Source organism: Streptomyces qinglanensis (assembly GCF_900111245.1).
GTDB lineage: Bacteria > Actinomycetota > Actinomycetes > Streptomycetales > Streptomycetaceae > Streptomyces > Streptomyces qinglanensis.
Map to the genome: position 1 here is coordinate 119,809 of NZ_FOGO01000003.1, position 14,712 is coordinate 134,520.

The 14,712-nt window shown below is 73.7% G+C and carries 11 protein-coding genes; 6 read left to right on the plus strand and 5 right to left on the minus strand.

Going from position 1 to position 14,712, the window contains the following annotated elements; genetic code table 11:
* The first annotated feature begins 282 nt into the window (after positions 1 to 282).
* From BMX65_RS07640 to BMX65_RS07655, 4 genes are all read left to right on the plus strand, one after another.
* Entirely contained in the window at positions 283 to 2,169 is a 1,887-nt protein-coding gene (locus tag BMX65_RS07640) for an NAD-binding protein (protein ID WP_074999784.1), read from the plus strand.
* 118 nt (positions 2,170 to 2,287) lie between these two features.
* Entirely contained in the window at positions 2,288 to 2,965 is a 678-nt protein-coding gene (locus BMX65_RS07645; RefSeq protein ID WP_074999400.1) for a maltokinase N-terminal cap-like domain-containing protein, read from the plus strand.
* A 234-nt stretch (positions 2,966 to 3,199) separates the two neighbouring features.
* Entirely contained in the window at positions 3,200 to 3,394 is a 195-nt protein-coding gene (locus BMX65_RS32440; protein WP_143081823.1) for a hypothetical protein, read from the plus strand.
* Positions 3,395 to 4,109: 715 nt separating this feature from the next.
* Complete coding sequence (locus BMX65_RS07655) at positions 4,110 to 4,973, plus strand: serine hydrolase (protein WP_074999785.1); 864 nt, start codon at positions 4,110 to 4,112, stop codon at positions 4,971 to 4,973.
* A gap of 353 nt (positions 4,974 to 5,326) precedes the next feature.
* On the opposite strand, the gene BMX65_RS07660 is transcribed toward BMX65_RS07655, so the two are convergent.
* Entirely contained in the window at positions 5,327 to 7,570 is a 2,244-nt protein-coding gene (locus tag BMX65_RS07660; RefSeq protein ID WP_239501928.1) for an ABC transporter permease, read from the minus strand.
* A gap of 113 nt (positions 7,571 to 7,683) precedes the next feature.
* On the minus strand, positions 7,684 to 8,388 hold the full coding sequence (locus BMX65_RS07665) for an ABC transporter ATP-binding protein (protein ID WP_074999402.1): 705 nt from the start codon (positions 8,386 to 8,388) through the stop codon (positions 7,684 to 7,686).
* 213 nt (positions 8,389 to 8,601) lie between these two features.
* On the opposite strand from BMX65_RS07665, the gene BMX65_RS07675 reads away from it, so the two are divergent.
* Both BMX65_RS07675 and BMX65_RS07680 read left to right on the plus strand, forming a co-directional pair.
* The gene (locus tag BMX65_RS07675; RefSeq protein ID WP_074999404.1) at positions 8,602 to 9,909 is read left to right on the plus strand and encodes a sensor histidine kinase; all 1,308 of its coding nucleotides are present in this window, start codon (positions 8,602 to 8,604) and stop codon (positions 9,907 to 9,909) included.
* A complete protein-coding gene (locus tag BMX65_RS07680; protein WP_074999405.1) occupies positions 9,906 to 10,586 on the plus strand; it encodes a response regulator in 681 nt (226 codons plus the stop codon). Before BMX65_RS07675 ends, BMX65_RS07680 begins: the two co-directional genes overlap by 4 nt.
* A gap of 209 nt (positions 10,587 to 10,795) precedes the next feature.
* Here the strand turns inward: BMX65_RS07680 and BMX65_RS07685 are convergent, their stop codons facing one another.
* Genes BMX65_RS07685 through BMX65_RS07695 form a run of 3 tightly spaced genes read right to left on the minus strand, consistent with a single transcriptional unit; the run spans position 10,796 to position 14,569 of the window.
* Positions 10,796 to 13,225 (minus strand): ABC transporter permease, encoded by a 2,430-nt coding sequence (locus BMX65_RS07685; protein WP_177214211.1) that lies wholly within the window; start codon positions 13,223 to 13,225, stop codon positions 10,796 to 10,798.
* A 13-nt stretch (positions 13,226 to 13,238) separates the two neighbouring features.
* The gene (locus BMX65_RS07690) at positions 13,239 to 14,048 is read right to left on the minus strand and encodes an ABC transporter ATP-binding protein (protein ID WP_074999407.1); all 810 of its coding nucleotides are present in this window, start codon (positions 14,046 to 14,048) and stop codon (positions 13,239 to 13,241) included.
* The gene (locus tag BMX65_RS07695; RefSeq protein ID WP_019359665.1) at positions 14,045 to 14,569 is read right to left on the minus strand and encodes a PadR family transcriptional regulator; all 525 of its coding nucleotides are present in this window, start codon (positions 14,567 to 14,569) and stop codon (positions 14,045 to 14,047) included. Before BMX65_RS07695 ends, BMX65_RS07690 begins: the two co-directional genes overlap by 4 nt.
* Between the last annotated feature and the right edge of the window lie 143 nt (positions 14,570 to 14,712).

A 14,712-nucleotide genomic window follows, 5' to 3' on the forward strand; every position in this document is an offset into this window, starting at 1 on the left:
CGGGCCCGCCCCGGCGCCGCGGCCGGCGCGGGAACGGGCCGGACTGCGGTAACCGGGCGGACGGGCCGGCTGCGGAAACGGGGCCGGACGGGCCGGGCTCTCAGCCGCGGTGGGACGGCACCGGGGCGGCGTGACGGGCTCCTCGCGCGCGCCGCATGGGGTCCCGGTCGCAGGGCCCGGGGCGTTCCGCGGCGCGGATGTGCGGTCGGCGCTCCGACAGGGCACGCTACGCAGGTGCCCACACTGCCCGATCAGTTCGACCCGGACCGCTTCGCCGGACACATGATCGTCTGCGGCGACGACGCGCTGGCGCATCGCCTGGCGACCGAGCTGCGCGACGTCTACCGAGCCCGCGTCACTCTCGTCCTCCCCGGCAGCGCGCCCGCCGGACCTCCGCGCCTCTCCGCTCCCCGTCAGGGCCGGGCCGCCGCGCTGCTGGGACGGGTCTCGGCGGCCGTCACCGGCGGGCCGCCCGCGCCCGGGGCGGATCCGCACCGGCTGGAGGCCGACGCGCTCACCGAGGAAGTGCTGGAGTCGGCAGGTGTGGCCGGGGCCGACGCGCTGGCCCTGGTCCACGACGACGACGAGACGAACATCCACGCCGCACTGGCCGCCCGCAGGCTCAATCCGGGGCTGCGGCTGGTGATCCGGCTCTACAACCGCAGGCTCGGCCAGCACTTGGAGCAGCTCCTCGACCAAGCAGCTCTGGTGGCCCTGCCGGACCTGGACGCCGCCACCGCCGACGCGTCCACCACTGTGCTCTCCGACGCCGACACCGCCGCTCCGGCCCTGGCGGCCACGGCGATCGCCGGCACCAGCAAGATCGTCCACGCCGACGGGCTGCTGTTGCGGGCGGCGGAGCGCACTCCGTCCGGCGGCGGGGGCACCGACCCGGGGCTGTGCACGCTCGCCCTGCTCTCGGCGACGGTCAACGACCCGGGAGGCGAAGAGGGCTCCGACAGCAGCGGGACGGCCGGTCCGCAGTTGCTTCCCACCCCGCAGGCGGTCTCCGCCGCCACCGGTCGCGGCACGATCGTCCTCGAAGCCGTCGCCCGGAACCGTCCCGCACCGCTGTCCGGACGCCCGGCCGGGCGGGGCCGGCCGCTCTCGGAGTTCTTCTCCCGCCGGTTGCGCTGGTCCGTCGCCGTCACCGGGCTGGCCGTGTGCGCCCTCGCTCTCGTCTCCTGGCTGATCACCGGCGGCCATCTGCTCCACGCCGCCTACGTCACGCTGCTCGACCTGTTCGCCATCAACGACCCCGCACTGGACGAGAGCGCCGGGCGGCAGGTGCTGCAGCTCCTGACCGGACTCGTGGGCCTCGCCCTGCTGCCGCTCCTGGTCGCGGGCGCGCTGGAGGCACTGGGAGCGTTCCGCAGCGCCTCCGCCCTGCGCCGCCCGCCCCGCGGGCTGTCCGGACACGTCGTGCTGCTCGGGCTCGGCAAGGTCGGTACGCGGGTGCTGGCCCAGTTGCGCGATCTCGACATCCCCGTCGTCTGCGTGGAGGAGAGCCTGGAGGCGCGCGGGGTGGCCCTGGCCCGGCGCCTGCGGGTGCCGACCGTGATCGGCGACGTCACCCAGGACGGCGTCCTGGAAGCGGCCAAGACCCATCGGGCCCACTCTCTGCTCGCCCTCACCAGCTCCGACACCACCAACCTGGAGGCCGCCCTGTACGCCCGTACGGTCAAGGCGGACCTGCGGGTGGCACTGCGGCTGTACGACGACGACTTCGCGGCCGCCGTGTTCCGGACCCTGCGGGCCACCCACCCGCACGCGCTCACCCGCAGCCGCAGCGTCTCGCACCTGGCTGCTCCCGCTTTCGCCGGAGCGATGATGGGCCGGCAGATCCTCGGCGCGATACCGGTGGAGCGCAGGGTGCTGGTCTTCGCCGCGCTGACGGTCGCGGGCCATCCGCAGTTGGAGGGCCGCACCGTCGCAGCGGCCTTCCGGCCGGGCGCCTGGCGGATCCTCGCCCTGGACACCACGGAACCGGCCGAGCGGCGTGCCGATCTCGGCGTACCGCGTCCGGCCGACGGGGAGCAGCGCACCACCGGCCTGGTCTGGGACCTTCAGCCGGACTACGTCCTGCGGCCCGAGGACCGTGTCGTGCTGGCCGCGACCCGGCAGGGCCTGGCCGAGCTCCAGCCCCAGCCGCCGGCCGCCGTGCCCTGAACCGCACCGAGCCGTCCGGGGCCGGTACGCCGCCGCCACCGGGCCGGTGCGGGCGGCGTACCGGCCCGGTGGCGGGGCTGGCAGGATACGAGCCGGATCCGAACGGAAGGCATTGGTCATGGCGATCATCCATCACACCACGTTGAGCCCGACCAAGCTGGAGCTGCTCACCCGGTGGCTCCCCTCCCGGCCGTGGTATCGCGCAGGTGGGGCGGCGGGCGGGGAGCAGCCCGTTCTCGTCAAGGCCGGGGGCTTCCGGCTGGAGGACCCTTCCGGCGAGGTGGGCATCGAGTTCCTGGCGGTCACCGACAGTGCCGCGGGTGAACCGGTCACCTATCAGACGCCGATGACCTATCGGGCCGCCCCGCTCGCCGGTGCGGAGGAGGCCCTCATCGGCACGCTGGAGCACGGAGTGCTGGGCAAGCGCTGGGTCTACGACGCCACCGGTGACCCGGTGGCGGTGGCGCAGCTGTACGCGCTGCTCACCGGGCGGGCCGAGGCCCAGGCCCAGGGCGTGAGCGACACCCCGGACCCCACGGTCGACGTGCGTACGGCCACCGATGTGCCCCTCGACGACGCCGGTGCGGGAGGGGTGCACCACGGGACGCGCTCCACCGACGTCGATCTCGTCCTCCCCGTCGAGGGCCTGCTGTGGCTGCGGTTCCTGCGCACACCGCGGGCCCACGACGTGCCGGAGACGACCGACTCCGCCGCTCATGTCACCGTCGGGTGGACCGCGCCCGACGGCGAGCGGCGGCGCGGGCTGTGGTGCGCGCTGATGGACTCCCGCGAGTGAGTCCTTCCGGCCGGCGGTCCGCGGGCTCGCCGCCGATGCGTCCCACGGCCACTGGTCCGCGGACCGGAGCGAGGACCCCATGACTGATTCCCATCGGTGCACGCCACCTCTGAGGTGGCTCCGATGTCGTCTCCTTCCTCCACGAAGCGAACCGTCGCCGCCGTGCGCGCCGCCCCGGTGTTCCTGGACACGAGGCGACCGCCGACAAGGGCATCGGCTTCATACGCCCTGCTGATGGCCCACGCGCCCACGGCTCAGGCATGCGTGAGCTCTGCGGGCAGCCCGGTGGGCGAGACGTGCCTCCAGGGGTGGGAGTCCGCCCTCGGACCGCAGATGCGCATCGCCGCGGGTGGCGGCCGGTCCGCCGGGGTCCACCCCTTCGACCAGTACCTCGCCGGCCCGCACACCGGCGCTGACGAGAGGGAATGAGTCCGAGCGCGGGGTCCTGACCCGTCGGCCCGGTCGGCTGCGGGACCGGCCGTCCTCGTCCGTGCCATCGCGTTCCGGGCCCGTCGGGAGACCTTCAGCGCACGCATCTCCCCGCCCGGTCGGCTGCCGGCGTCTCCGGAGCTGTCGGACTCCTGCCCCGGTTCCCGCGTCGCTCCCTCGCGACCTTGGCCACCCGGGGGAGGTCGTCACTCCCCGTGCACACTGACGCATGCCGACGTGGCGTCGGCCGATGCTCCGGCCGTGAAGATTCTCTCTCCTGGCGCCCGCACCGGCCCCGGACCGCCGAACTCCACGTAGCCTCTCCGGTCGGGCAGGGATGCGGCGGTCATCCCCCGCAGCCCGCCGGTCACAGTCCGTACACGGGCATCGCACTTCAGCCGCTGCGGGAGCGCGCACGGGAGCCCGTTCCCGGCACGGGCTCCCGCGCCCCGGACAGCGGGCCGTCGGCACGGACACGCCCCCGGCACTCCGACTGCGGAGTCGGCCCCCATCTCACCGAGCACGCCAGGTCTCGACCCGGACCACGCAACGAAACGGGAAGAACCGTATGAGGAAGAGCGGAAAATCGTCTGCGCTGCGCCCGGCCCGCCCGGATCCGGCCTCCGCCGGCACTGCGGGAGGCCGGGCGCCGCGCGCCGCGCACGAGCCGCACCGCACCGGCGAGCGGCGCCGCGCGCGTCGGACCCTGGGCCTGGTGGCGGCTGTCCTGGTCTGCGGAACGGCCGCCGGAGTGTCTGCCGCGGCGGACAGCGCAGGGGCCCCCGTCGCAGCCGACAGCGCCGCGCAGACCACGGCCCGCGCGCGGGTGGGCAGCTCCGACGTGGTGTGCAGATCGCACGACCGTGCTCTGGCGCACAAGCTCTCCGGAGCAGTCGCCGCCGCTCTCCGCCCGCGCCACAGCACGACGGCGGTCGCGCTGTACGACCGCGCGTCCGGCACCTCGTGTGCATTCCGCGCGAGCGCCGCGTACGACTCGGCGAGCGTCGTGAAGGCCACCTTGCTCGGCGCGCTGCTGCGACAGGCCGAGGAAGACCACCGCACGCTCACTCCGCAGGAGAAGAAGCGCGCCACCGCCATGATCACCACTTCGGACAACGACGCCACGAGCGCGCTGTGGAGCCAGGTCGGGCGCGGTGGCGTGCAGCACTTCCTGGATCTGGCCGGTATGCAGGACACCGAGCCGGGCCCTCGGGGCAGCTGGGGGCTCACCCAGGTCACGGCCCGGGACGAGGTGAAGCTGCTCGAGTTGCTCACCTCACGCAACCGGGTGCTGGATGCCGGATCCCGTGCGTACGCGCTCGACCTCATGGGCGAGGTCGTTCCCGGTCAGCGTTGGGGCACTCCCGCCGGGGCGCCGGAGGACGCCAGGGTGCAGGTCAAGAACGGGTGGCTGCCGCGTGCCACCCACGGTTGGCGCATCAACAGTGTCGGCGCCTTCACCGACGGCGGCCACGACTACGGAGTCGCCGTGCTGTCCCAGGACAACAGGACGATGGCCGAGGGCGTCGACACCGTCGAGGCCGCGTCCCGCGCGATCCACCGGGGGCTGGCCCGCTGAGGTCCCCCGCCGCAGGCCCGGCAGCCGAGCCCGGGCCGGTGGATGGTCCGTATCTGTTCGCCGGGGGATCCCCTCGCGACAGCCTCCGGGGAACTCCGTGATCATCACCCTCGTGCCGAGGGTCTGAACGTCCGTACAAGAGTCCCGCCGACCGTCAGCACTGCACCACGATGTCGGGCAGGACGGGGGCTCTCAGGGGCCGGCCACGGGCCTGCGGACACCCGATGTGCGCCCAGCCCGCATGCCCCGGTCTCCTGGAGACCGGGGCATGCGGGAGTTCCGGCGGGTGCGTCCCCGTACTCGACGGCGGAGGGCTCGCTCGTGACCGTGCCGGGCGGTTGTCCGCAGTGGGCCTACTCCGTGCGCAAGGCGGCAGCCGTCCGCATCCGGGCCGCCCACCGGGCCGGCAACAGCGCCCCGAGAACGGCGATGACCAGCCCGCCCAGGCACAAGAGCACCAGCTCCGGCGCCTGATACACGGCAAGCACCGTGTCCGGCAGACGCAGGCCCGCGCTGTCGCCCATCGCGGGCAGCACCCAGCCGTGCAGGGCCACCCCCAGGGGCACCCCGAGGGCGCCGCCGGCCAGGCCGGTCACGACGACCGAGGTGAGGACCATGCTGGTGGTCTGGCGCGGCGTCATGCCGAGCGCCTTGTGGATGCCCAGCTCGCGGACCCGCTCACGGGTGTCGAGGAGCACACCGCTCAGTACACCGAGCGCGGCGACCGCAACGAGCATCAGGGTCAGGAGCGTGGACAGGGAGTTGAGGGTGACGACCATCTCGCTTCCGCCCTCGGAGCCGCCCACGTCGGCGGTCAGACCCAGCGGGCGCAGCTCCTTGTTCAGAGCGTCCGTGTAACTGCTCGCGTCCGTACCGGACGTGACCGCGATGTGGTGGGCCGTGGGCGCAAGGCCCGGCTCGGCGGACTTGAACGTCGCGGCGTCCGTGAGCACCTGCATGCCGTCGTGGCGAGGGTCGAGGATCTCGCCCACGATCCGCACGGTGACGGGCGCCCGGCGGCCTTCGAGGGTGATGACGTCGCCCACCTGCCGTCCGGTCGCGGTGAGGAACCCGGTCGGTACGACGGCCTCCCCGGGCTTGTGGAGCCAGCGTCCGGCGACCATCGCGTACCCGGCCCACGAGGCATCACCGGTGAACGCGGTGACACGGGTCGAGCCGGACACACCGGCCACTGTCGCCGACGTGGTGGCCGTGCCGAAGTGTGCCCGGGTTCCGGGCTGTTCCTCGATGACCTCGCTCGGATCGGCCTGGCGCGTCTCCGAACCCGGGACCGGGGGGTGGAGGACACCGATGGTGACATCCGCGGCGTCGTGGTCCCGGGCCGCCATCACCTCTCCGAGGGAGGAGCCCAGGCCCACCGTGAAGGTGACGGCGATGGCGCCGAACACGATCGCCGTGCCCATGGCCAGCGTGCGGGCGGGCCGCGCGAAGGGCCGCGTCAGGCCGAGCGCGACCGGACGGGGCACCGGCAGCCGTGCCGCCAGGCGTGCCGCCCGCCGGCCGCGGCCTGCGCGCTGACCGCGGCCCGTGGCGAGCGCGTCGACCGTACGCAGTCGGCCCGCCCGCCAGGCGCCGGCGCACGCGGTCGCGGTCACCAGACCGAGCACCCCGGCGACCACGGCCGCGTCCACCCACGGCTCCACCCCCAACCCGTCGGCGCCGTACGCGTCTTCGGCGTCGGACAGGATCGGGACGGCGAGCAGATGGCCCGTCACCACACCGAGCGCCGTGCCCATGAGCGTCGGCAGCAGGGCCTGGCCCAGGTAGGCGCGTACGACCTGGGCGGGAGTGAAACCGATCGCCTTGAGGATGCCGATCCTGCGGATGCCGGAGCCGACCGTGGTCGCGACCACATTGCCCACGATGAGCACCGACATGACCAGACCGAGCACCCCGAACGCCATCAGGAAGGGGACGTAGAGCGCGGTGTCCCGTTCGGCGCGCTTCTTCACGGTGAGCCACGACTGGGACCCGGCGACCGCCTTCGCGGGCAGCTGTGCGGTCACCGCCCTGCGGCCGGCCGCGACCTGGTCGGCGGTGTTCGCCGCGGCGAAGCGGTACAGCATCTGGCGGCCGTTCGGCTGCCCGTGCGGGGTGAGGGCGGTGAGCTGGGCCGGGGTGACCCAGGCTTCGGCGGTGCCGGTCGCGGAGCGGGCCGTGCCGACGACCTCCAGGGCCGGACTGTCCGGCAGATCGGGAAAGGTGACCTGCCGGCCGACGACCGAGGAGTTCCAGTCGCCGGCCGGCAGCACGATCTCTCCCGGGCCGGTGGCCCATCGGCCCGCGGTCAGGGCGAGGCGGTCGACGGTTCCGCCCGGCTCGGCTCGTCCGACCACGGTCATCGGCGGCGCGGGGAGGTCGTCGGAGAAGCGCGGGGTGAGCGTAGTCGTGCGGAAGGGACCCGCCGCGGCGCTCACCCCGGCAGCCTCGCCGGTGGCCCGCAGTTCGGTGTCGCTGGTGCCCGGCGCGTACTGCACGGACAGATGCGCACCGTCCTGCCGCGCGAAGGCAGCGTCGAACGGCCCGCTGGAGGCGGCAAGCAGCGATCCGGCGAGTACGGAGGAGGCCACGGCCATCAGCGTGGCGAGCGCGATCACCGCAGTCTGCACGCGCCGCCGCCGCACCCCGGAGCGGACGACGCGGCTCAGGGCGCCCGCGCGGCCACGCAGCACCCCTCGGCGTCCGGCGCTCAACGGACAGCCTCCGCACAGGAGTCGGCAGCGATCCTGCCGTCGGCAAGGTGGATCGTGCGGGTCGTGCACGCCTGGGCCAGGGCTACATCGTGGGTGACCAGGACAACGGTCTGGCCGTCGGCGTGCAGAGCGCGCAGCAGTTCGCTGACGTCCTCGCCGGACGCCGAGTCCAGGGCCCCGGTCGGCTCGTCGGCCAGCAGCAGCGGCGGTCGGTTCATCAACGCCCGTGCCACCGCGACGCGTTGCTGCTCACCACCCGAGAGCCGGCCGGGATGGGCCCGGGCATGCCGGTCGATGCCCAGGCTCTCCAGGAGCTCCGCCGCCCGCCGGTGTGCCGAGCCGCGCGCCATACCGGCCAGCTGGGCGGGCAGCACCACGTTGTCGACGACGGTCAGATCGTCGAGCAGATGGAAGAACTGGAACACCATGCCAATCTTGGCCCTCCGGAAGCGGGCCGCCGCCGCTTCACCGAGTCCGTCGACCCGTACGCCGTCCACCGTGACCGTCCCCGCGTCCGGCCGGTCCAGGCCCGCGATCAGATTGAGCAGGGTGGACTTGCCGCTGCCCGACGGCCCGAGAATCGCGACGGCCTCACCGGCCTGCACGGTCAAGGAGGTGTCCTGCAGGGCGGGCAGTCCCTCGGAAGCTGCGTCGTGGCGGCGGCTCACGTCGCGCAGTTCGACCACTGGCGTGGTGGGCATGGGGTTCTCCTCGAGTCCGTACGGTGCGCCCGGCTGGGCCCGACCGACGCTAGGAGCGAGGAGAGCCGCGCCGCGTCGGCAGCCGGACCCATGTCGGCGGAACGCGAGGACGACATCCCGGCGGGGGTCCTCCTCGGGGAGTAGTCGTGCGGCGTACGCGAGTGCTCTGCGGGAACGATGCGAGGCGCCGGGCTGCCCGGCGAGAATGGCCCGATGGACACAGCGCCCGTGGCAGCCAGGCTGAGCGACGGCATCGCCCTGCTGCGGCGACCGACAGGTCCGCCGCCCTGCCCTGCCCGGCGCAACCTGGTCTTCGACGTGCTGCTCGCCCTGGTCATCGGCGGCGTCGTACTCCACTGGGCCGTGCACAACGGCGCGGAACAGTTGCGCAACTCGCCCGACGGCATCGCCACACTCGTGCTCGGCCCGGAGGTCGGCATCGAGATCACCGTGGTGGCGCTGACGGTTCTCGCCTGGGCGCCCTTGGTCCTCCGCCGCCGACACCCCCTGGCAGTGCTGTGGATCGTGACGGCCGCGGCAGTGCTGACGCCGGCCGGCGCGCAGCGGATCACCTTCTACGCGATCGTCATCGCCGCCTACACGGCCGCCGTCTACAGCCCCTACCGGGCCGCCACCCTGCTCAGCCTGCCGGTGACCGTGTGCACCATCGGCACGGACGAACACACCCGCATCATGGGCGCGATGACCTCGCCGCCCATCGTGCCCACCCAGTACGTCCCGCTGCTCATCCTCATCCCGCTGATCTTCGCGGCGAACGGCATGCGCACCTGGAAGCTGCGTACCGCCGCAAGCCAGGACCGGGTGTCGGCCCTGGAACGCGAACGCGCCGAGGAGCTGCGCCGCGCCACCGAGCAGGAGCGAGCCCGCATCGCTCGCGAGTTGCACGATGTCGTCACGCACAACGTGAGCATGATGACCATCCAGGCGGGCGCCGCCCGCAAGGTCATGGACCTCGCTCCCGACGAGGCCCGCGAGGCCCTCCTCGCCGTCGAGGCGGCCGGCCGCTCGGCGCTGGCCGAACTGCGCCACACCATGGGCCTGCTCACCATGGACGAGCCGCCGGATCCCGACCAGCCGACCGCCCCCGACCTCACCCCACAGCCGGGCCTCGACCAGCTGGATTCCCTCGTCGACCGCATGCGCCACACCGGAGTGCCCGTCACCCTCACCACGTCCGGCACCCCGCGCGAGGTACCCTCCGGCATCGGACTGACCGCCTATCGCGTCGTCCAGGAAGCCCTGACCAACACCGTCAAGCACGCCCACGGAGCGCAGGCGACGGTGAGCGTCGACTACGCCGACGACCACCTGAAGGTCGAGATCGCCGACACCGGCGGCGCCTCCTCCGCCGCCGCTGCGGCCACCGGCAACGGCCGCGGCCTGCTCGGCCTGCGCGAGCGCCTGTCCGTCTACGACGGCGCCCTGCACACCGGGCGCCGCCTGACCGGCGGCTACCGCGTCAGGGCCCACATCCCCCTGCCTCCTGTGGAGACCGTGTGAGTGCGCCTCTGCGTGTGGTGGTCGCCGACGACCAGGCGCTCGTACGCACCGGCTTCCGGCTGATCCTCATGGCCGACGGCATCGAGGTGGTCGCCGAGGCCGCAGACGGCGAGGAAGCGGTCGAGGCGGTGGCCCGCACCCGGCCCGACGTCGTCCTGATGGACATCCGCATGCCCGAGCTGGACGGCCTGGAGGCCACCCGCCGCATCCTCACCGGCGCCCCCGAGGAGCCCCGCGTGATCATGCTGACCACCTTCGACCTCGACGACCTGGTCTACGCCGCGCTCGCCGCCGGGGCCGGCGGCTTCCTGCTGAAGGACGTCACTCCCGAGCACCTGGTCGCCGCCGTCCGCTTGGTCCGCACCGGCGACGCCCTGCTCGCACCGGCCATCACCCGCCGCCTCGTCGAGCGCTACGCCCACACCGCCGCCGCGCCCGCCCCCGACAGCCCCCCGCACCGCGACCTGGAAGCGCTCACCCCGCGCGAACTGGACGTCCTGCGCCTGCTGGCCCAGGGCCTGAGCAACGCCGAACTCGCCGAACGCCTCTTCCTGTCCGAGACGACGGTGAAGACCCATGTCGGCCGCATCCTCGCCAAGCTCCGACTCCGTGACCGCGTCCAGGCCGTGGTCACGGCCTACGAAACCGGACTGGTCAGCCCCAAGACGGCCGGATAGACGCCGTGCCGAGGATCCGGCCTGCCCCGATGCGGGGCACGCCGACCTTCCCGGACACCGTTTCGGACTGCGGGGGGGGGGCGCCACGCCGGCCCGCCGTCACCACGACCGACACGGGCTTGTGGCCCTGCCCTCCTCCGCGAATCCTGGACCGGCCGACGCCGGACACCCGGCCGGCCCGCCGACCAGCCCGAGCAGGCCCCGGGCGGTCAGAGGGAGTCGCCGAGAGTGTCCGCGAGGCGCTGCCGCACCGCGCGCGAGGCCGGGAGCAGGGAGACGGCGACCGCGCCCGTCACCACCGCCGCCACCAGGAGGAGCAGCACCGCGGGCGGGGGGTGTTGGGCGATTCCGGCGCCGATGCCGCTGGAGCGGCCCTGCAGGTCGATCAGCCATCCCGACACGAGGACGCCTGCCGCCGTGCCGACCAGGGCGGCGGCCAGGGCGGTGAAGCTGGTCCCGGCCACGATCACGGCGATGATCTGCCGTGGCGTCAGCCCGATGGCCCGGAGGGCGAGCAGGTCGCGGCGCCGGTCGCGTACTCCCGCGGCGATCGTCGTCGACAGCTCGGCCAGGCCGATCAGTGCCAGCACGGTCACGAGTCCGCCCAGCACTCCGTGCACGGGCAGCAGTTCGTGCACCGGGTTGGGGATCTCCCGCACGTCCACCCGGCTCTCGGCCGCCGAGGAGAGTCCGGCGGCGACGGCGGCGGGGTCGGCGTCCTGGTCCAGGACGAGGTGGTAGAAGCCGGGGTGCTGCGCGAGGCCGCCCGCGCGCAGCGTGTCGAGGGTGGTCGAGATGACCCGGCCGTCCTCCTCCGGCTCGATACTGCGCCCGACGAGGTGCAGCACCTGCGGACGGCCGCCGACCGTCACCCGCACCCAGTCGCCGACCCGCACGTCGAGCAGGTCGAGGAGGCCCTGTCCGGCGACCGCCTCGTGGGCCCGGTGCGGGGCGCGTCCGTCGGCGATGGTGAGCGGGTAGGGGTCCCGGTCCATGCCGAGGCCGCGCAGCGTGATCGTGCCGGTCTGGCCGGGTACCAGTGCCTTGGCCTCGGCCCCCGGGTAGGCCGCGGTCACCTCCGGCCGCTCGGCGAGCATCCGCGCCACGGCGGTGTCGTCGAGGTCGTCGCCGCGCACGGTGAGCGCGGCGGGTATGCCCACCTTCTCCGGGTTGTGCTCCAGCCGGTCGAGGGTGGTCCAGGCGCCCAGCACGATGGTGATCAGCAGCAGGGGCACGGCCAGCCGCGCGACCGCGGCGCAGGACCGTGCCCGGGAGTGGAAGGCGCCGCGCCAGCCGAGGACGAGCGCGGGCGGCAGCCGCAGCCCGAGGGCGCGCCGAACGGTGCCGGGCATCCGGCGGACGGCGGGGGTGGCGGGCCGGGCGACCGGCACCGGCGGCACCCGGCCGACCCGCCAGGCGGCCAGCGCGGTCGTACCGGTGATCAGGAGCAGCGCGCCGAGCGGGATCGCGAGCGGCACCCAGGCGTGTGCGGGGAGCGCCTGCCACAGCCGCATGGCCTCGCCGAGCCGTCCGGGCATCCGGGGCCCGAGGACTTCGGTGAGCAGGGCGCCGCAGGCCACGCCGAGCAGGCCGAGCGCCGCGTGTTCGAGGAAGAAGGTGCGGATGAGCTGGCCGGGGGTGAAGCCGATGGCTTTGAGGATGGCGATGTCCCGCAGGTGGCCCCGGATGCTGGTGCTGATGGCTCCGGCGACGGCGAGCGAGGCGGCGAGCAGCGCGCTGAGGCCGAAGAGGCCGAGGAGCAGTCCCAGGAGCCGGCCGCCGCCCTCGGCTTCCTCCCGTGCCTGCTGCCAGGTGGAGACGGTGACGATCCGGTCGTCGCCGAGTTGGGTGACCGCGCGCTGGACGACGAAGTCGGTGTCCTCCGGGTCGTCGAGCCGCAGCCCGATGGTCTGCCCGAGCTGGTCGTCCTCGTGCTCGATGTGCGGCAGGGTGTTCGGCAGCACCCAGCCGATGCCGGGGGCGCGGCCGGGGCTGTACCGCTCCTCGGCGGATTCCGCGATGCCGGTGACGCGCAGCGGATGGGCGGTGCCGCGGGAGTCGTAGACGCGCAGCACGTCGCCGGGTTCGGCCCACAGGGCCCGGGCGAGCGAGCTCTCCAGCACGATGCCCTCGGCCGGTTGCGCGGGGGCGCGCTCGGCGGGAGCCGCGCGTGTCGCGTGCGTGCTGCGGGTGGCCGCCTGCGAGGGCTCCTCCGTGTCCGGCGCGGCGGTACCGGTCCGGGTCCTGGGAGTGGCGCCGGCCGCGTCGCGTTCCTGGAGCCAGCGGCCCTCGGTGACCAGGGGGCGGGCCACCTTCGGCGGTTCGGGGCCGGCGCCGCGGAGCTGGATCCTCGCCCTGGTGCCGCCGAGCTCCGCGGTGGCGGACGCGGTGCGGAACGCGCGGGAGGCGGACTCCACGCCTTCGAGTCCGGCCAGTGCGCCCGCGTCGGCCTCGGTCGTGGTCTGGATCCAGATGTGCGCGCCGTTGGACTCGGTGAACACCCGCTGCCAGGGGCTGGCCCCGTACGCGAGGAACGCACCGGACAGCAGCAGCGACATGGTGACCCCGGCCGTGGCCAGAACGAGGAACAGCGCCTCGCCGCGGCGCGCCCGCAGATCGGCGCGCACCCAGCGCGCCATGGCCCGCACCGGGTCAGCCCTTCAGCTTGAGCGTGCCGGACACGCCACCCGTCGGCCGGTCGGCCGGGGATCCGCCGCCCAGCGCCGCGTCGTCGACGATCCTGCCGTCGAAGAGGCTGATCACCCGGTCCGCGGCGCTTGCCACCCGGGCGTCGTGGGTGACCAGCACGATGGTCTGGCCGCGCGCGTGGTACCGGGACAGCAGCCGCAGCACTTCCCGGGTGCCTTTGCTGTCCAGGCTGCCGGCGGGTTCGTCGGCCAGCAGCAGGCTGGAGCGGTTGACCAGCGCGCGGGCGAGTGCGACGCGCTGCTGCTCTCCGCCGGAGAGCTCGCCGGGGGTGCTGTTCTCCCTGCCTTCCAGGCCGAGGTCGTCGAGCAGTTCGGCACGCTTGGCGCGGGCCTGGCGCGGGGAGCTCCCGGCGAGCAGCGCGGGCAGTTCGACGTTGTCGGCCACGGTCAGGTGGGAGATGAGGTTGAAGAACTGGAAGACGATGCCGATGCGGCGTCTGCGCAGCACGGCCCAGCGGGCCTCGCTGTAGGTGTCGACCCGCTCGCCCTCCAGCCAGATGCGCCCGCGGTCGGGCCGGTGCAGTCCGCCCAGCAGGTGCAGCAGAGTGGACTTGCCGGCCCCGGACGGGCCGGTGATCGCGACGAACTCGCCGCGTTCGATCCGCAGGTCCACCCCGCGTACGGCCTTGACGGGCGCGCCGGCCTCGGTGCGGTGCATCTTGACCAGGTCCTCGGCCAGCACGACCGGAGTGGCGGCCTCGGCCGGTATGCCTTCGCCGTCGGCGGACCGCGCCCCCCGAACCTCGCGGCTCATTCCTGCTCCTCCAGCTGTTCCAGCTCCTCCTGGCAGCGCTCGAGCCAGTCGAGATCCGCCTGAAGGTGCAGCATCGCCCCTTCGATGAGCAGCTGCGCGACCCGGTTGTCCCGGTCCTCGGCCGCGGCGAGTCTGGACAGATCACGCATGGCGTTGAGGTAGTGGCGACGCTGCTTGTTGATGAGGGTGACCTGGTCGGCCATCCCCGTGCCGGGGGCGGCGGCGAGCTTCATGAAGAACTCGTCCCGTACCCGGGGTTCCTCGGTCGGCTCGTCGAGCCACGCGGCCACCGCTTCCCGTCCCGCGTCCGTGAGCTGGTAGGTGCGCTTGTTCGGCCGGCTCGACTGTGCGATGTCCTCGCCTTCGATGAGTCCGGCCTTCTCAAGTCTGCCGAGGGTGACGTAGACCTGCCCGATGTTGGGCTGAGGGTACGCGGCACCCAGGAGCTTCTCAAGAGCCTGCTTGAGTTCGTATCCGTGGGCCGGGCCCCTGGCGAGCAGCGCCAGCAGGGTCAGACGCACGCTCGCCCTCCTCCCTGGTCGCCGTTACCTTCGCGTCAGCCGTCCGCTCCCTGGCTGTGAGCCGGATCGCCCCCGTATCCGTCCGCGACGTCTAGTATCGCGCATGCCTAACAGGTATACAGGGGCGGACGCCGACGAGGGCA

Bases quoted from the DNA above. Each gene is read 5' to 3' on its own strand.
- BMX65_RS07640 (WP_074999784.1), top strand. From the start codon at position 283: ATGATCGTCTGCGGCGACGACGCGCTGGCGCATCGCCTGGCGACCGAG.
- BMX65_RS07645 (WP_074999400.1), top strand. From the start codon at position 2,288: ATGGCGATCATCCATCACACCACGTTGAGCCCGACCAAGCTGGAGCTG.
- BMX65_RS32440 (WP_143081823.1), top strand. From the start codon at position 3,200: ATGGCCCACGCGCCCACGGCTCAGGCATGCGTGAGCTCTGCGGGCAGC.
- BMX65_RS07660 (WP_239501928.1), bottom strand. From the start codon at position 7,570: ATGGCCGTGGCCTCCTCCGTACTCGCCGGATCGCTGCTTGCCGCCTCC.
- BMX65_RS07665 (WP_074999402.1), bottom strand. From the start codon at position 8,388: ATGCCCACCACGCCAGTGGTCGAACTGCGCGACGTGAGCCGCCGCCAC.
- BMX65_RS07675 (WP_074999404.1), top strand. From the start codon at position 8,602: ATGGACACAGCGCCCGTGGCAGCCAGGCTGAGCGACGGCATCGCCCTG.
- BMX65_RS07685 (WP_177214211.1), bottom strand. From the start codon at position 13,225: ATGGCGCGCTGGGTGCGCGCCGATCTGCGGGCGCGCCGCGGCGAGGCG.
- BMX65_RS07690 (WP_074999407.1), bottom strand. From the start codon at position 14,048: ATGAGCCGCGAGGTTCGGGGGGCGCGGTCCGCCGACGGCGAAGGCATA.